Source organism: Pseudoalteromonas sp. APC 3355, from assembly GCF_030407615.1.
Taxonomy (GTDB): domain Bacteria; phylum Pseudomonadota; class Gammaproteobacteria; order Enterobacterales; family Alteromonadaceae; genus Pseudoalteromonas; species Pseudoalteromonas distincta.
This window is the reverse complement of sequence record NZ_JASDDB010000021.1, coordinates 35,692-54,282: the sequence shown is the minus strand read 5'-3', so window position 1 is coordinate 54,282 and position 18,591 is coordinate 35,692. Positions and strand designations below refer to the sequence as shown.

10 protein-coding genes are annotated in these 18,591 nt (G+C 36.6%); 4 read left to right on the top strand and 6 right to left on the bottom strand.

Annotated elements, in window-relative coordinates; translation table 11 throughout:
• The first annotated feature begins 1,280 nt into the window (after window positions 1-1,280).
• A complete protein-coding gene (locus tag QMA08_RS19455; protein ID WP_290175284.1) occupies window positions 1,281-2,423 on the top strand; it encodes a replication protein A in 1,143 nt (380 codons plus the stop codon).
• 223 nt (window positions 2,424-2,646) lie between these two features.
• Here QMA08_RS19455 and QMA08_RS19450 read toward each other — a convergent pair whose 3' ends face one another.
• Both QMA08_RS19450 and QMA08_RS19445 read right to left on the bottom strand, forming a co-directional pair.
• Window positions 2,647-5,370, bottom strand: a complete 2,724-nt coding sequence (locus tag QMA08_RS19450) for a TonB-dependent receptor (protein ID WP_290175283.1) — start codon at window positions 5,368-5,370, stop codon at window positions 2,647-2,649.
• A 21-nt stretch (window positions 5,371-5,391) separates the two neighbouring features.
• A complete protein-coding gene (locus tag QMA08_RS19445; protein WP_290175282.1) occupies window positions 5,392-6,453 on the bottom strand; it encodes a Ca2+-dependent phosphoinositide-specific phospholipase C in 1,062 nt (353 codons plus the stop codon).
• Window positions 6,454-6,628: 175 nt separating this feature from the next.
• Here QMA08_RS19445 and QMA08_RS19440 point away from each other — a divergent pair, with 175 nt between their 5' ends.
• On the top strand, window positions 6,629-8,419 hold the full coding sequence (locus tag QMA08_RS19440; protein WP_290175281.1) for a metallophosphoesterase: 1,791 nt from the start codon (window positions 6,629-6,631) through the stop codon (window positions 8,417-8,419).
• Here the strand turns inward: QMA08_RS19440 and QMA08_RS19435 are convergent.
• The 4 genes from QMA08_RS19435 to QMA08_RS19420 form a co-directional block, all read right to left on the bottom strand.
• Complete coding sequence (locus tag QMA08_RS19435; protein ID WP_290175280.1) at window positions 8,416-11,310, bottom strand: TonB-dependent receptor; 2,895 nt, start codon at window positions 11,308-11,310, stop codon at window positions 8,416-8,418. The two genes, QMA08_RS19440 and QMA08_RS19435, sit on opposite strands and share 4 nt — an antisense overlap.
• Window positions 11,311-12,291, bottom strand: a complete 981-nt coding sequence (locus QMA08_RS19430) for a FecR family protein (RefSeq protein ID WP_290175279.1) — start codon at window positions 12,289-12,291, stop codon at window positions 11,311-11,313.
• Window positions 12,292-12,355: 64 nt separating this feature from the next.
• The gene (locus tag QMA08_RS19425; protein ID WP_290175278.1) at window positions 12,356-12,982 is read right to left on the bottom strand and encodes an RNA polymerase sigma factor; all 627 of its coding nucleotides are present in this window, start codon (window positions 12,980-12,982) and stop codon (window positions 12,356-12,358) included.
• 242 nt (window positions 12,983-13,224) lie between these two features.
• The gene (locus QMA08_RS19420) at window positions 13,225-15,015 is read right to left on the bottom strand and encodes a glycoside hydrolase 43 family protein (RefSeq protein ID WP_290175277.1); all 1,791 of its coding nucleotides are present in this window, start codon (window positions 15,013-15,015) and stop codon (window positions 13,225-13,227) included.
• 580 nt (window positions 15,016-15,595) lie between these two features.
• Here QMA08_RS19420 and QMA08_RS19415 point away from each other — a divergent pair.
• Both QMA08_RS19415 and QMA08_RS19410 read left to right on the top strand, forming a co-directional pair.
• Window positions 15,596-17,002: a sulfatase-like hydrolase/transferase gene (locus QMA08_RS19415; RefSeq protein ID WP_290175276.1), complete on the top strand. Its 1,407-nt coding sequence runs from the start codon at window positions 15,596-15,598 to the stop codon at window positions 17,000-17,002.
• A 327-nt stretch (window positions 17,003-17,329) separates the two neighbouring features.
• Entirely contained in the window at window positions 17,330-18,562 is a 1,233-nt protein-coding gene (locus QMA08_RS19410) for a glycoside hydrolase family 88 protein (RefSeq protein WP_290175275.1), read from the top strand.
• Window positions 18,563-18,591 lie beyond the last annotated feature (29 nt).

The following is an 18,591-nucleotide window of genomic DNA, read 5'->3' as shown; positions in this document are numbered from 1 at the left end:
TATAAGGTTAAAGGATAAGTTATTCTTGTAAGTTTTTGAATATAAAGCAGTTTGTTTATATTTTCAGATCAGCAAACCTCTATGTATGGATCATGTTTACACTATGTTTTAGATCATATTTCCTCTATGTGTTCTTTAAAATCATATAGTTATACATAAGTTATAAACACACTTACCCCCAGAGTGTGTGTTTTAGATCCGATTTCCATCATGTTTGAATACGATGTTATCCCCATAAGCAAACTTCCTTAGACCTAAAAACATGGTGTAGATCTGATCTCCATTATGCTGAGATCATTATTTAACTAGGTAAAATAACGCTTATCCACAAGTATTTTTAATTTACCTGTTATCAATGTTTTTTATTGAGTTTTTTCCATGACCACATAATTTTATTTCGAAGGTAGGCTTTCATCGACTATTTATAGCTACTCATAACCGTATGATATTCAATACAGCATTATGGTGTGAAGCTATTTTGACTAAATAAATTAGCCTCAGATCACTTTTCCTCTATGTAACTTGTTAGCAGCCAAATTATCACAGATCAACTTTCCTCTATGCTTAAATTACAGTCTATTTAGCTAAAATCATCGATTTATATTTAAACGGTTAAGTTAGATGATAAATTTGAGCGGTTACAAAATCAGCTCAGATCACTTTTCCTCTATGTTGGGTGTTCGATGATAATTAATCCAGATCGCTTTTCCTCTATGTTTGAGGCTCACATAGAAGTAGTCGTAGGGCATTATGGATATTATTTTATTAGCTTAAGTTTCCTAATATTATTTTTTAAAAGAGTTACAGATCAATATTCCTCTATCTTTAAAAACTGATCGCGAAAGAGGGAAGGCTAAGCCAGTTAATTCTGAACACTCGGTATAGCGGTGTGCTTGATTAAAAAGAGGTTCAGGTTTCCTCTATGTTTTTTAATTACATATGAAGTAGATGCCTTAAATTAAATACATCATTGTTTATTATGTAAAAACCAGCAACAGATGAAGCTTCAAGTTTCTATTATGCAGTACAGATCAGTGTTCCTCTATGTTAGTGCTATAGATGCTTACTGAAATTAACAAGTAGACCTCTGAAACTATAGTAATAAAAAGCAGCTTAAGAATATGAAAATCTATATTGATAACTCATAAACTCATTTTGTTAAATTGTATTTAGATTTTTATTACACTCAGATCAATTTTCCTCTATGTTTCATAGTTGCCGTAATCTATGGGTTATGAGAACCTAGGGGATAAATATAATAATAAGCAGGGTTTTGCTTAATGGCCACAAAGTACATTTCGTTGAGTAATCTTCCTGATACTATTAAAAACGAAATTAAGACAATTCAAAATGCAAATCAAGTCGAGCAATTGTCACTTTTCATTGATAATCAAAGTACGTTGTCCGGCTTTGAAAACTCTATTTCAAACACTTTTAATGCGTATGACTTGTGGTCTCGTTTTATACGTAATCAGCGTAAACTGGTAAAAATTAGTGAAGCGCCTAATCGCGTCGTTGTATCACGAAGTATTTCTGATAAGTTAGAAGGGGTTACGTATGAAGGCAAACTGGAAATAGCCCCTGCGCTGATTGTGGGAAAAGACGAAGATTATTTTGCTTGGCCCTCAGATAGAGAAGAAAAAGTAGAGAGAGCGCTTATTCGTTTAGCTAGCCAAGGTAAAATAGCAAAAATTTCCGGAAAAATGGGCGACAGATATGCGGTATATTTTTCTATTAAAGAAATAGCTAACGAGCTGAAGTCTGTTAATCAAACCCTATCATTTGCTGAAATAAAACAGGCCCTTCAAATACTCAAGGGCAGTGAACTCAACTTTAAATACCAAGTGACCAATCAAGCGGGAGAGCAGCATTATAGCGAGTCTAAAATGAATTATTTAAGCTCTATTCATTTTAGTGGTCAGCAAGGAAAATCAACGGTTAAATGTCTTGCTGTATTAAATGAGTTTATGTCGCAGCAAATAGAGTCTATTGGTTACAGAGGATATTATTTTAATCGTGCTCAATCGTTTAAAAGAACTTTATCTAGGTGGCTAACGTTGAGGCTTTATCATATGTTTCGCTATGCAAGTGTAGGAAAAACCCATCACTTTTTACTAAAAAAAACGATGATCAAGTTTGGTTCTATCGATTGTGAAGATATAAAAAAATCACGGCTTACAGCTATCCGCCGAGATATGGCTAATACGATGAAGGACTTGATTGATTCAGATATTTTAGACAGTTATGAAATAAGTAATATAAAGAATGATGAAGGCGATATCGTTGACTATAAGTATGAGTTGCGTCCTTCTGATTCATTTTGTGCTGAGATTTTATCTTTAAACAAACATAACAAGAAAATAACTGAAAAAGCCAAAGTACTAGATGAGCAAGAGCTTCAGGCTAATTTTACTGAGTCTTAATAAATAAGCTTTTATAATTTACCTCAATACTCAATGGTTTTCTCGGTACACTGTGGCAGTTAGATAAGATAAGAACTTAGTAGGGCTTTATACCTGTAAATAATTTCTAAATCAGTCAGTACTAATCTATCAACATTAAAAATGTTTAGTACGTATGGTAGTAAGTCATACAGAGCCGTACTACAGTATGGCTCTGTAAAATATTTATCTCATTAAAAATATCCTAAAAACGATAACTCGCGCCTAAATACACAGTACGGCCGTTAATAGTTGTATTGTATAAACGATCATTTGAGTCTGAATACTGTTCTTCACGTTCGTTGGTTAAGTTACTAGCCTCAATTGTGACCTTTAGCTTATCGCTTACCTGATAAAAAGCAGATGCATCTATGTAGGTGCTTGCATGAAAGCCATTTTCATCTTCATCACCATTACCTGCCTGTACCGCTGCAATGTAGTCACTTCTGTATGCTGCTGCAACGCGTGCCCCCCATGAGTCTGAGTCGTAATATATTGTAAAGTTACCAGAATGTTCTGAAAGACCAGGGAACGATTTATATTGATCAACACCTGAGTTACCCACATTGCGATACAGCGCTTCACCCTCAGCGAATGTATAATTAGCAATAACACCTAAGTTATTCAGTGGGGCGGGTAAAAAGTCTAGGTCACGTTGAAAAGCCAGTTCCCAGCCACTGATGTCACTGTCATCCAAATTTTGTGGTTGAATAACGGTGAAAATTGTATTTGCATTTTGCGGGTTGCCAGCTTCGTCTACATCACCTAGAAAACTAAGTGGGTAGCCTGTTTCACTGTATGGGATATCATAGGTTTCGGTAATAATGAAGTTATCGATAGACTTATGAAAGTAACTTACGGCAGCATAGCCGATATTTTCAAAGTAATACTCTACTGAAAAATCAAAGTTAACTGATTCATAAGGTTTAAGGTTAGGATTCCCAGAGCTAATGCTTAAGCCATTAGTTGATGTTGCATCATTTTGTACAACGCCCGTAGGAACTAAAGCACCAAGCGATGGACGCGTTAGATTTTCGCCGTAGCTCGCACGTAAAACCAAGCTATCATTACTATCCCACACTAGGTTGATTGCAGGTAACAAACCTGAATAAGTGTTTTCTACATCAACTACTTCACCATTTATTAAACCTGTTGCATTGGTCTGTGTATCATAATGGCGTACACCTACATTCCCCATTAAGTAACCAGTGCCTAACTCCCACTCAGCTTCGTATTGTAAGTATGCAGCAAAGGTTTTTTCTTGGACATTATCGGTAAAGTCAGAGTTATCTAAATTAGGGTCAATATTCATACTCGCTAGAGTGCCTAGTACATCAACACTTGCCCATTGTTGCTTATTGTGCGCGGTATTGGTAAATGTAAGGCTTGAATTTACAGTGTCGTCAAGTAAGCCATTTTCCCAATCACTGCGATTAATATTATCAGATTTAGTTTCACCGTTTTCACTTTCAAACTTTTTATTAGATACACCAAACTTTATATTTGAAGCATTGTTAAGTGTGTAATTAAAATCTAGTTTGATTGAATCAAAAGTATTGGTTATTTCCTCTTCTGATAAATCAATTTCGTGGTAACGGAATAAACTGCTGTCGGTAGGATCAAACCCATACGTATTTTCTCCATAATAAGCATCGCCAAGGTAATCAATAGTTTCATCACCGAATGTTTCTAAATATATTTTTGCGCTACCGGTATTAAACTTAGATTCAGAACGTCCTACTAACGCAGTCATATTTAAATCTTCAGTAATTTGCCAATCGCTATTAAGTACATATTGGCTAATTTCAGTATCAGCATACTGTTTTCTACTTTCCGAGTGAATTGCTGCGTCTTCGTATACTGAGTAAATAGCGTCATTATTTTCGTTTATCTCCAACGAGGTGAGCTTTGAACAAGTAGGCTCACTTATATAGGCCGGTCCTGTACAGCCTAGCGCAGTTGAGCTTGATCCACGGCTTTGTAAATGAAACTCATCACGTCCATTGTTTAGCTCGCCGTACAAAGCATCAAAACTAAATTCAAGGTTATTAGAGGGACGATACTGCAAAGCTAGAGTTGTACCTAAACGCTCCTGTTCGTTTTCAAACAATGAATAGCGGCTTCCTCGTGAGAAACTGATTTCTGAATTGTTGATTTTATCTTGTAGGTCTGGGCTTAATTCTGAAATATCAGAGCCAGATGCGTTTTTTTTACGCCAGCGATATGTATTATAGCCCTGCTCATTTACGTTACGTTTGCTATATGCAACTGAGAATAATGCGCCAAATTCATCATTCCACGTATTTGAAATTAGCGCTGCAACGCGTGGGCTAACATCGTCGGTTTGTGAGTTATCACCTAACTGCCCTGTTATGGCCGTATTGAACCCATCAAAATCAAATGGTTTAGCTGTATGAAGACCAACAGTACCGCCTATACCGCCTTCATCCATTTCTGCTGAAAAAGATTTTTTCACATCTACACGTTGAAATAACTCAGATGCAAATATATTAAAATCAAAGGCGCGAGAACGACTCACCGCGCCTCGGCTATCCATAGCTGAAGAAGAAGTGCCTAAAGCTTCCATTCCATTGAGTTGCACTTGAGTAAAGTTTGGCCCTAAACCTCGTAATGATATTTGTCGGCCTTCACCACCTTCTCGTGTAATAGCAATGCCGGGAACGCGTTGAAGTGAGTCAGCTAAATTTAAATCAGGAAAATCCGCTATGTCCTCTGCAACTATAGAGTCTTGAGCACCAATAGCATTGCGCTTTAGGTCTTTCGCTTTTAATAAGCTATTACGGTAACCCTGCACTACAATTTCTTCTATTTCGGCATCAGCTTTTTGATCAGCATAGACATAATTGCAAACGCTTAACGAGCTAATAATTGCAGTTGCTAACAGGGTAGGGGATGATTTAAGTAACATATTGTTTCCTTGGTTTTTAAATTAAAAGTGATTTAGATTAAAAGGGGTTTTACGCACTACATGACCGTGGTCAAATTGCACTACATAGTTAAAGCGCGCCTGTTGAGGCGAGCCGGGTATAAAATCTGTTGAAATAATTTGTGCGCCGCTATTCTTTGCTGCGTTAAATTGTTTTATTTTTTCTGATTTTCTGGCGTCTAACACTGCATCTGCACGGGTACGTACCATGTAGCCTGAAGCTATTAATTTTTGAATCTTTTTGAAATGCTTTATGGGGTTATTCACTATCATGAAAGCAGCTTCTGGTTGGTCTGCTTCATAATGTGCAAACATACTGGCTCCTCTCAGCGAAGGACGGTTTTTTTTATACAAGGAGGTTTGTGATTTATTCCCATCAAATAAAAAGATAAATTTTTGCCTAAGCAGATCTACATTTGGCCAACCCAATTGGATTACTGTTTCATTTAACGATAGGGCGCTTTTACGTAAATTATCGGGTGTAAATAATGAATCTGATAAGGTTTGCTTTATTGCAGCATCAAGAGAATGGTAATCACTGACTGTAAATTTTAATGTAAGGGGTTGAGGTTCTATTGAGGTACCCGATTCCTTTACATTAATCATGATAACGATAGGAAAATGGTACGGATTTTCCTGTGACCACTTTTTGAGATTGTTTAAACAATCACTCAATAATATGCAGTGGCTTTGTACGTCAACACCAGGTATGTGCATGACTTTAAAACCAGGAGTTGATAGCTGCTCTATTTCTTGTTGACTATACAGAGCTTCAATTGATACATGCTCTGCCCACGGCTTAAGGTATAAACCACCATTTGGATCTTTTAATACGTCGATTTCTAAATGCCTGATACCACTATTGAGCTGATCAACAATATTGATATGGCCATAATCAATTTGTGCAGTAAGCTTGGGATTAAGCTTACTTAGCTCTTTTTTAACTCCAAGATTAAGTGCTTTTTTATAACTATTATGTGAGCCAATAACTTGGAAGTGATTCAAAGGGGTTGCTAAAGCATCTGTTAACCACGTTATAGCAGCAATAAAAAGAATTAAACGCATAGTACATCTCAATTGTGAGTTTGCTATCTAAGAGCGCTCATTTTTAAATTAGGGGACACAAAAATTTTGATTTAATAAAAGCTTCATAATTAAAGTCGTGTTTTTAAAAAGTTTGTCCCCTATTTTTCATAACTGGACTCTATATCAATAAAGAAAACATTAACTGAGGGAAGCAATGGCGGTGGGGCAAAGTTTAACGTGGTTATTTGTAATATTTAGCGCTTTTAATTCATTGAAGGCTGCAGGTATCGAATATTTTGATATGAAAAGTGAGGATCAGCCTGGTACTGTAAAAGTGGCTTTTCTAGCTGATATTCATCTGCATGATATCTTTGCAACCACAGCCAAAGCTGTGGATACTGCGTTGCCTAAGGATACTAAAAACCAACAACCTCTTTTAATCCGTAGCATGTATGCTCAACTTCATTCGACTCGCTTATTTAATGAGAACTACTTTGCTTTTATTCATGTATTAGATGAACTAGCTCAAAAAAACATTAAGCTAATCGCATTACCAGGAGACTTTACTGATGATGGCCAGCCAATTAACGTTCGCGCTTTAGCTAAAATATTAAGCAGGTACCAAAAAAAATACGGTATGAGATTTTTTGCAATTCCTGGAAATCATGACCCCGTTAAACCATTTTCTTCTCCTGCGGGAAAAGCGGACTTTTTAACTTCTGACGGTAATGAATTTGGCCTTTATAGCCACAGGCATACAAAATGTGCACATAATAACTCCCTTTGCGATGATGGAGTTAAGCATTGGGGTTACTCAGAAATTCTAAGTACACTTAATGACTTTGGCTTTAGTAAACACGAATCTGACTTACTATATGAAACACCGTATAAGAATAGAGAGTTTTCATGGTGTGACCCCAATAATACGACTCGCTGTATTATGATGCCTGATGCCAGTTACTTGGTTGAGCCCAAACAAGGGGTGTGGCTTTTAGCTATTGATGCCAATGTATATGCACCTCAATGGCAAAATACACCTATTACGTTTAAAGGTTCATCTGGAGCAGGCTACAATGCTTTGATAGAAGCTAAGCCTTTACTAATTCAGTGGATAAAATCGGTTGTTAAAAGGGCTAAAGAGCAGGATAAAACACTTGTCGCATTTAGCCATTTTCCGATGGGGGATTTTTACGATAATGCTAATAAGGAATTACATAAGGTATTTAATAACGGAGACTTTTCATTACCACGAGTGCCCACTGCTAAAACTGCAAGTACACTTGCAGAGACAGGCCTAACACTACATTTTGCAGGCCATATGCACTTAAACGACACTGCATTAATTACAAATAATAAGAACTCTCAATTAGTTAATGTTCAAGTTCCAAGCCTTGCCGCCTATAAGGCAGCTTATAAAGTCGCTGAATTAAATCTACAAAAGCAAACCGCCTATATAAATACCTATACACTTAACGATGTGGCAGATTTTAATAGACTGTTTAGTTTTTATGATAGAGAGTGGCTATACAGAAACGATAGTAAACAAGATAATTTTGATCGCACTATCTTAAATTCTAAAAGTTATGGAGAGTTTACTCAGCGCCACCTTATTGGGTTGATTGAGCAACGATTTTTAAAGCGCGATTGGCCTAACGAATTAGTATCGTGGCTGGATAAAAACCTTTATCTAGAGAACTGGTTTACGGCAATGCAATGCATTGATAGTGCTAGCCCTGAAATGTTAGTTCAATTGAAATCGATATCAACAAAATCTTGGCTGAAAGACTTCTATTTATTAAGAAATGGTGATGTAACAGCTGATATATCCGATAATAAACGTATCTTTTATCAACAGTTAAGCACCTTTTTAGAACAATCAAATTGCAAAACTCAAACGCAGATACAGCAATATTTAGCTTCACTTACAAAAGTAATGTCAAAGTTTAGTGAAAATACCCAGGGAGAAAGTTTTAGCGTTGATTTAAAAACAGGTAAGGTTTTTTAATATTGATAACTCAGGCCCAGGTAAAAAGTGCGGCCACTTGTTGTAGAGTTATAAGCTCTCAGCGATGAGTCACTATACTGGCGTTCTTGTTCATTACAAAGGTTAAAAGCACTTAATTTTAGCTTCCAGTTTTTGGTAAAGTTGTAGTTTACGCTAGCGTCCCAATACATTGTTGGCATAAAGCCGGTTTCATTTTCATCATTTATTAATCCTCCAGCGCGTACCAAATATTGACCCCTAAAAATAGCACCTAGCTTAAAGTTTAGGTTGGGACGATCGTAAAAAATCATAGTCGATGCTGTAATTTTAGATAAAAACGGCAAGTTTTTTTTAAATAATGCTAAGCCATCATTGGAGTTATAATAAGTTACTCTACCTTCGTTATAGGTACTTTGTAGGTTAATACCCCAGTCAGAATTGGGTATTAAGTAATTTAAATTTAATTCAATGCCCCATTGATAAGCTGTTTCAGCATTGCTTTGCCAAACAGCTACTTTGTCATTGGCAGCTTTGCCGGGGTAAGCTAATGGAGCTTGAGTAGTAACAATGTAATCGTTTAAATTTTTATAATACAAAGATAAATCGAATGAACTATGACCACTAAAATCACCCTCGAGAGATAGATCGGTATTATAAGATATGTACGGCTTAAGATTTGGGTTAAAAATATATTCAATATTATCTAGAGTATTGTTAGAGTCGGCAAAATTTAGAGAACTTAATAACGGTTTAGAATAATTTTTAGAAGCCCCAAAACGAAAGCGCCAATGCTCATTAATGAATAGTGTACTATTTAGGCTAGGTAGCCATAAATCATAGCTTATGCTTGATAAGTCCTGAGTTGAAGTTGTTATAGAATCAAACTGGTAACGTAATCCAAAATCAACCTCCCATTTATCCCTCTCAAGCGCTAATAATGTATACACACCTTGGCTGTTTTCTTTTATATGCTCATACTTCCTTATATAAGACGCGTCATTTTGTGTTATGTTAAATGGCGCTATTTTATAAAGTGCAAGTGCATCATTAGTGTTTATGCTCAACCAGCGCTGGTTTTTATGTTTATTTTGGGGTGTGATGAGTGTTTCGGGTAACTCAATTAATTTTTGTGGAGAGTTACTTATTTCATTGAAAAAAATATCATTTTGTTGAAGGTTACTCATTTTATTTGTAAATGAGATCCAGTCACCACCAAATTTCAAAGAGAAAGTGTCATTAAAACGATGCTGTAGGTCTATCTTTGCAAATAGATATTTATTATCTGATTGATAGTACTCTAAATCTCCGTGAAATAAATCCCACATACCAATGTCTTGTAAGTTTTGGCTATAGTTAATGTCGGCGTAAAATGGGTCTTGTGTATAATCAATAGTTACATCACTGACCCCTTGAGTATAAATTTTATTACTATACGGTATTTCGTACTTTGATTGCTGGATACCTAATATGGTATGTAAATCCCACCGTTTATTGAGCTTTTTTACAATTGAGAACTGGCCTTGGTGGTAGGATGTATCTATTTTTTGAACTCTACTTTCTGTTGCTACTCTCGCATCAACATAGTGAGCATAAACTAACTCATTGTCTTTATTTGTTTTGATACTTGTTATTGCTGTTTGCTCTTTTATAACAGGTGTAGATTGGTCCCCCCGGGGATATAAATGAGACTCTGATCGATTTCCTTTTAAAAAACCTGAGAGTACATCTACATCTATATGGGAGGTAGAGTTTTTATATTCTAAAGACAAGTTTGTCCCAAAGCGTTGCTGAGTTCCTTGCCAAACAGAATACCTATTTCCCCGGGGAATAATGTAATTCCCTTGTGCTAAATTTTCTGACTGTAATTTACTTAATGAGGATAAGTCAGCATGATTAATGGCTATGTTACGCCATCTAAATGTATTAGCACCTTGTTCTAATGATCCTCTGCTCGTATAGGCTACACTTGCAAGCGCCCCCCAGTTCCCCCACGTATTTGACAAAAGGGTAGAGTAACGTTTAGACCCTGAGCCTACATAATCGTTATAGCCAATTTCGGGGGTAATAACAAAGTTAAACCCTTTCTTATCTAGTGGACTTATTGTTTTTAAGGCCATTGTACCTGATATTCCGCCGGCGATCTGGTCAGATGAATAACTTTTGAATACTTGTATTTGCTTAAATAGTTCAGCTGGTAAAATGTTAAAATCAAAAGAGCGATCGCGCTGTTTTTGCACTCTACTATCCATAGGTGAATCATTATTTGCCAATACTGGCATATCATTAAGTGTAACCAGGCTAAAATCTGGGTAACTGCCACGAATAGATACTTGTCGGCCTTCACCGGCCTCGCGAGTTATAGCTACCCCGGGTATATATTGTAGAGCCTCTGCTAAATTTGTATTTGGAATATCTGTTATGTCTTGTGCTGAAATGGCTTCACTAATTGCCTTTGTGCTGTGCTTTAAATTACGCGAGCGGGCTTGAGAATAACGAATACCTTTAACTGTAATCTCTTCTATTAGTTTAATAGTTTTTTGGCTTGGGCTTTTATAAATTACAAATCCATTATTTTTTATTTTAAAAGACAAAGTAGTATTATCTAAAAGTAATTTAAGCGCTTGAGATAAGGTGTAAGAACCACTAATGGTTGGGCTTTCTTTATTATTGAGTAGTGTAGGATCGCTGCTATAGGAAACCTGATATGCAATTGCAATTTGGCGTAAACTGTCGCTAAGTGAACTCGCTGGTATCTGAACAAATTTACTATTTATTTTTGTTGCTTGAACAGGGGCAGAAATTAATATACTTAAACAAAGTAGTAGACAAGCCAAAGCATGTGTAGAGTATGTAGGCTTATATCTTGAGTCTTGTAGCTTACTCATATCAATGAATTTAAATGATTTGAACACTTAAATTCTCGAAAGAAGCAGTATATTTTTTCTTTCTTCAAGTTTTAAATTATAAGCATCAGCTATTAACATCAAGCTCTGTTTTGGTGTATCTAGATTGAATCGACCACTAATAACTGTATTACTTAGCTCACTTTCTAATTTAATTTTATCGTTACTATATCGTTGCAGTTGTTCAATTATGCTGCCTAAAGTTTCTTTTTCTGCTTCAATCCAGCCAGTTCTCCAAAGGGGGAGTTGCTCTAATGATTTATCAGTAAACACAGTGATACGACCATCAACCACAACTGCTTTCTGAGGAGGAATTAATGTTACTGTGTCGTTTGCATTAACTTTTACCTTCCCTTCATAAACAGTCACTACTACTTTATTTTCATTATGCTGTACATCAAATGAGGTCCCTAACACGGTAATGTTAGTTTCTCCAGAGTTGATAATAAATGGGCGCTTTTTGTCTTTTGCTACATCAAAAAAAACTTGCCCTTTATTTAGTACTACTTTTCTTACATTGGACTGTAATTTTGCCGTTAGCTCACTCCCTGCATTTAAGTGCAGATAGGTACCGTCCGTTAATAACTTTGAAACACGCTTGCCTATAGGCGCGTTAATAGTTTTAACTGGCTCAAAGCTATCACTAGAAACGATTATTGGTGTAATCGAGGCTTCTTGTTGTGGTAAAGAAAACCAGTACGCCATAAAGGCAATAGCACTAAAGCTAGCTGCAATGGCTATTTTATGAAGACTCTTTTGCTTGTTTGCATTTTTCTTTAATGGAGTAATAGACATAACATTATCGTAAATATGCAAATTATGTAGAGCTTTATCAATCGAAGGGTCGCCAAATATTTTAGCAATTCTATCAAATGTAGCTTTATTTTCCGGCTGTTTTAGCCATAGTGAAAGTTCTGCGGACTCATCTTCGTTTAAATCGTTTATCCGATCTACCCAGTCAGCGGCTTGCTGTAGTGTTTGTTCATTCATTCAAAAATTCTTACCAGCGTGTATTAATAGTATAGAGTGTAATAAAACAGAAAAGGGGACATCTCTACTGATTTTTTTCTATATGCAATGTTATTTGAGTCATTGCTCGGGTGATATGTTTTTTTACAGACTCTTGGCTCATATCTAGTTTTAAGCCAATTTCTTCCCGGCTCAAACCTTCTAAACGTCTAAGTTCAAAAACTTTTCTCCGTAATGGGGGAAGCTCATCAAGTGCTTGTTTAACGAGTTCTAGTTTTTGTTCTGTGATTATTTTAGACTCGGGGTCGTTACTTTCTGGTGCTATTAGCTCCATTTCGTCGTCATTATTGAGTTGATTCTTATTTTTTTTCCAATCATGATAAATGACAGATTTTGCTACCTGATTTATATAGGCTGGAAAGTTATCAATCTTAGTGGATTTATTCCTATTTATTGTCCTTATTAAAGCTTCTTGCACTAGATCATCAACATTATCTGCATTAGAAATTCGACGGGTTATATATTTCCGTATATGGCGAATAATATTTTTAACTTCACTTCCTTCAGAGGAAAGCTGTAAGTCTAAAGGGCTTTTATAAGTTTTCATTACTCTATCAATCAATCCGTTTGGTTTGATCTTAAATGAATTGTATGACTTAATTATTACAACAGTGTTATGGCGTTGTTGGGTCAATTTAAGTTTATTAGTCAATAAACAACTAAAACCTTAAATAAAATGTGTTCCACATTGTGGAATTTATTCTTTAAATTTGGAGGGAGGTTACTTTATATTCTAGGTGCTTTCGTTGACTTAGTAATATACATTTCAACTGCATAGCCAGCTATAATGTTAAAGGTAGGGTAGGGACCCCCAGTTAACATATTGCCTATCATAAACTTAGTTCAGAGAAGTAAGTTTATAATAGGCAATACTAATGAGTTCTATAACGTTAATTAACGTGCCGCTTTAGGCCCATCATAATCGTATGTGAACCAGTCAATATCGATGTAGCCAGCATCCTCTTTTTCATTCCACGAGAAAAACCCTAAACGATCGCCTGTCCATTTACCAAAAGCGATGGTGAATGTAGGGCCAAATGCTTTAAAGCTTTTCCCATCAAAGCTATATTCGTAGGTCGCTTGGTTTCGAGCATTTGAAGTTCTTACAAATAGTTTGTCACCACTTAACTCTGGACCAAGGGTCTTTTCGCTCATTCCATTCATATAAAATAAATGCTTTTTACCCTTTTTATCCATTTCAACGCCGAGAAGATTAAACACCCCCCCATAACGAACAAAGCCCGCTAGTTGATTGGGTTGCATACCCGACACATCAAATTTTGCAACTGCTGTGCCGGTGGTTATCCCCATCATTCTCTGACTCAATGTATTGCTTGCTCTCCAAAAATCGCCATCTGAACCATCGTTGTTGGTCCACTCATTAATTTTCGGCCCATGCCCTTCCTTATTTGGTAGCACCTTACTTGCTTTCAGGCGTAACCAACCTGGGCGTTCAGTTAACGACCAGTGACTATCTCTAGGGTTATGGTTCCACTCCCATTGCGGTCCTAACTTAGCTGAAGAAAAGTCATCATCACTTTTCGGCGCAGTGATTGGGTGACCATTGATAGGTTTCTTATAGTGTTTAACAGGCTCGCCAATTCCATCATTATCTTCATCAACTCCTATAATCGGCCAGCCGTCGACCCATGTAACAGGTTCAAGTACCTGAGGTCTACCTTGGAAAGGTATATCGTCATTTTGAATGAGTTGATGCATGTACCACCAAGAACCATCGGGTGCTTTCATAAGGCCACCTTGACTAGCACTTCGATTATTAAATTCAGACCCTTTCTCTAAAACAGTTTTCACTTCATAAGGCCCATAAATGCTTTCTTTGGAGCGAAGAACAAGCTGCTTTCTATCATTTTTAGGATTTTTTACGCCAGGCTTTGTAGATTTATCACCCATTGTCCATTGGGCCATGAAGATGTACCAAGTACCATCTATTTTGTAGATTTTGGCTGCTTCTGCGCCCATGCCTGTATAAACAAGTTTTCCCTCATCTAGTATTTTTGTACCGTCCCAGCTCATTTCGTAAATACGATTTTCATTCCCCTCAATTTTATTGTTGGAGGACTTTTGCTTTGCGCCAGTATTAATAATTACATACGCTTTTTTAGTTTCGTGATCCCAATAAACAGCAGGGTCATCAAGGACATCAGCTTTAGGTAACATCATAATCGGCTCACTCCACGGGCCCTCGATGTTGTCTGCAGTTGTGACCATTAACCCATGCTGATAATCTATTTGATATACATACCATTTACCTTCGTGGTAAGCGATATCACCCGCCCAAGTACCGAATGAATAACCATTCATACGGTCCCAGTTATATTCTGGAGCCCAAGATAATTTAGGGAATGCGTGACCAACGTTACTCCAGTTCACCATATCTTTAGATTTTAAAATGGGCATACCTGGAGACATATGTTGTTTAGAAGTAATCATGTAATAAGTATCACCCACTTGTTCTATATCAGAGTCGGGATAATCGGCGTTTAAAATAGGGTTTATATATGTACCATCACCCTGATCGCCAAAGCTTCCTGTCTGGGCAGGCGATGTTATCTTCTTAGATACTGCTACTTGATCAGTCGTTAACTTAGCGTTGCAGCCCGCTAAAATTATTGTCAAAGAGAGGCTTAATGTAGTTAGTTTAAATGTGTGTAAAGTTAGTTTCATAAATATTCTTATTGCATTTGATTGATGTTGACTGCATAAGATTATGTTTGATTTTACATTAAGTCAACCTGTTCACTTTGTAGCCAAAACTTGGCCTGTGTGCTTTTAGAATAAAATGAAGGGTACACGATACCAGAGTAATATTTTTACAAACTTATCTCGTGGTAATTTAATACAAAAATGGTTTTTAATGTGTTGTTTTTATTAATGAATGAACGATGATGTTATAATGTACTGTTTTTACTAGTAAAATAGAAGTGAGTTAAACTATCTTTCACATCTTATATAAGCACAATGCAAGGATTGGTTAATATTACTTGTCAGTAATGTATCTTTTATGTGAGAATCGTCAAAATCGCTCAATATTAATCTTGGTCCAGCCTTTATAGATTTTAACAGGTATATATTCTCACTTACCTAATACCTTTGAGTAACTGGTTGGCTATTGGTGATTAAATGATTTTTACATTACTGCAGCTAAATTAATGCAGCGGTAAAACTCACACATTTAAATGTAAAAGGAAGAATAGAAAAGTCTTCTTTATTTACATTCATTCTTTGCAACGTAGGAAGAGGATAAATGATAAAAAACACACACAAATTAGCCGGAGCTCTTGGTTTTCTTCTCTTAAGTTTAACTAAACCAGCTATTGCATCAGAAAAGCCGAATGTCATATTTATATTAACTGATGACCTTGGTTTTAACCAAGTAGGTGCTTATGGTAATACACCAATAAAGACACCAAACTTAGATGATATAGCGAATAAAGGTATAAGATTTAATCAAGCTTATGCTGGTAATACAGTATGTTCACCTTCTCGAGTCTCACTTTTTACAGGCCGTGATGGTCGCTACATGACTAATAACTCTAATACGGTACAATTAGTTGAAAGTGATATAACCGTTGCTCATGTTCTAAAGTACGCAGGTTATGACACTGCATTGTTTGGAAAGTATTCGATTGGTTCTCAAATGGGTGTGACAGACCCGTTAGCAATGGGTTTTGACACTTGGTACGGTATGTACTCTATTTTAGAGGGCCACAGACAGTACCCTCAAATATTGTGGCGCGATGGAAAAAAAATACGTATTACTGAAAACGAAGGCGGTAAAAAGGGAGCTTACGCACAAGAACTATTTGCCAACGAAGCAATCGAGTACATTGAACAAGATCGCGAAAACCCATTTTTTGTAATGCTAACGTTTTCTTCTCCGCATGCGGAACTAGCGGTACCTGAAAAATACAGTAAGCAGTATTCTTTTGACGAAACCCCTTACTCTGGTATGTCAACAGGTACGCCAAGTGATAAATATGCTGCTTATTATCCTGAGCCAGTACAAAAGCCTAATGCCACATTGGCAGGTATGGTTAGCGCGCTTGACGATTATGTTGGCCAAATTACAAAAGCATTAGATAAAAAAGGTATTTTAGATAATACAATTATTGTGTTTACATCTGACAACGGTCCTCATGACGAGGGTGGAGCTGACCCTCAATACCTTAAAGCAGCGACACCTTATAAAGGGCAAAAACGTGATCTTTATGATGGCGGCATACATGTCCCTATGCTGATTCAATGGCCTGATAAAATCAAAAAATCACGTGTTGACGAAACACCTTGGTTGTTTGCCGATGTGTTGCCAACATTGGCAGATATTACAGGGGTGGATTTAAACCTTATTCCTCGTGTGAAAACAAATGGTATTTCAATAAAAGGTTTGTTAAATGACTCACCAGAGCCACAACCACAAAGAGTTTTATATTGGGAGTTTGCTAAGCAAGTAGGTGATCCAAACTCTGGCGTTATAGGTGATACATTTCAAGCGGCTCGTAAAGGCGACTTTAAAGCGGTTAGATATGGCGTTGAATCAGCTGTGGAGCTTTACAATATCACTAAGGATCCAGGTGAAAATAATAACCTTGCGTTACATGAAAAGTCACTTACAAAAGAGTTTTTTGACTTGTTCGAAAAATATAAAGATTAAGTAAATCAGGGTAAGTGGTGGGTATACCATCACTTATCTATTAAAATTAACAGCGTAAATAGTTATTCCTACCACTTTCAAATCTCCGCTAATTGCAGTCAGTCAATTTCAATCTTTTTTAATCATAATGTTGCATTTGTTATCATGCTGATTTATTGTATTTCAAATTGGTAAAGTTTTTATTAAATATTATTTAAAAGGTTTGTATGAGTAGCTGGTAGTTAAATTATAGCTTTATGCCTCACACTCACTTAAGCCGTATACATACAAGCGAATTTAAAGCCACACGGCCTCTAGAAATAACACACAATAATTAGGATTTTTTTGATGAACAAAAAATTTAAGCTAGCACTAATACCTTTTGCTGTGAGCATTTTACTTTCAGGGTGTTCAGAACCAAGTACGACGGACAAAATGGTAAATAAAGTAGAGGCTGATGCCCAGTCAGTTAAAGGATTTGATAAAGGCCTAGAGGTTAATTCTGTCACCAACATAGCTAATAGTGCTGCTGATTGGCAGATATCACATCTTGACGATTTATCGTACATTCCAGAATCTCATCGTGCAAAATCAGAAAACCCTAAGTTTTGGATTCAAGCGTCGTTTTATATTGGTTTAACTCGTTGGGCTGAAACAACAGATAACAAAGACTATTTACGTTTTATTCAAGAGATGGCGAAAGAGCAAAACTATGAGCTGCTACTAGATCGCCCTTATCATGCAGATGACCACACTATTGGTCAAACTTACTTGTGGCTAACAGAGCAAACAGGCAACAAAGAAGCTTACAAGCCAACTCAAGAGTTGTTTGACAAGATTTTAGCTAACCCACCAAAGGTGGGTTTAGAGATGTTAGATGAGACGAGTACAACTCAAAACGGCGCGCATTTTGAAGGTAACTGTCAAGATCGCTGGTGTTGGGCTGATGCATTATACATGGCACCAAGAACATGGTTAAAACTAAGCAATGTGACTGGCGATTCAAAATATTTTGAATATGCCGATAAGGAATTTTGGGCAAGTGCAGATTATTTGTTCTCAGATAAATATGGTTTGTTTTTCCGAGATAGCCGTTACTTTGATATGAAAAACGAAAACGGTAACCCAGTATTTTGGGGCCGTGGTAATGGCTGGGTCTTTGCTGCTATCCCATTAATTATTGATGATTTACCTGAAGGTCATCCGTCAAGAGAACGCTATATTGAGTTATATAAAAAGAATGCTGCAGGTTTAATGAAGTTACAGCGTGAAAATGGCTACTGGCCAGCATCGCTTATGGACCCAGATATTGTTAAAACGCCAGAGGTTAGTGCAACAGGGTTTATCACCTTTGGATTGGCGTGGGGTGTTAATAACGGTATTTTGACTGATGAAAAGTCAAAAGAAATAGTGAAAAAAGGGTGGCATGCTATTGAAGAGGCTGTAGAGCCAAGTGGCCGTGTAAATTGGGTACAACATGTTGGTAAGTCTCCTGATCCGGTTAAAAAGACTGACTCACAATTATATGGGGTTGGTGCGGTACTTTTAGCCGCATCTGAAATGGTGAAATGGGAAGATTAGATCTTTTTAAATCTAATTACCTTCATCTT

What these genes read in the sequence shown, in the direction of transcription:
- QMA08_RS19455 (WP_290175284.1), top strand. Translation starts at nt 1,281, where the DNA reads ATGGCCACAAAGTACATTTCGTTGAGTAATCTTCCTGATACTATTAAA.
- QMA08_RS19450 (WP_290175283.1), bottom strand. Translation starts at nt 5,370, where the DNA reads ATGTTACTTAAATCATCCCCTACCCTGTTAGCAACTGCAATTATTAGC.
- QMA08_RS19445 (WP_290175282.1), bottom strand. Translation starts at nt 6,453, where the DNA reads ATGCGTTTAATTCTTTTTATTGCTGCTATAACGTGGTTAACAGATGCT.
- QMA08_RS19440 (WP_290175281.1), top strand. Translation starts at nt 6,629, where the DNA reads ATGGCGGTGGGGCAAAGTTTAACGTGGTTATTTGTAATATTTAGCGCT.
- QMA08_RS19430 (WP_290175279.1), bottom strand. Translation starts at nt 12,291, where the DNA reads ATGAATGAACAAACACTACAGCAAGCCGCTGACTGGGTAGATCGGATA.
- QMA08_RS19420 (WP_290175277.1), bottom strand. Translation starts at nt 15,015, where the DNA reads ATGAAACTAACTTTACACACATTTAAACTAACTACATTAAGCCTCTCT.
- QMA08_RS19415 (WP_290175276.1), top strand. Translation starts at nt 15,596, where the DNA reads ATGATAAAAAACACACACAAATTAGCCGGAGCTCTTGGTTTTCTTCTC.
- QMA08_RS19410 (WP_290175275.1), top strand. Translation starts at nt 17,330, where the DNA reads ATGAACAAAAAATTTAAGCTAGCACTAATACCTTTTGCTGTGAGCATT.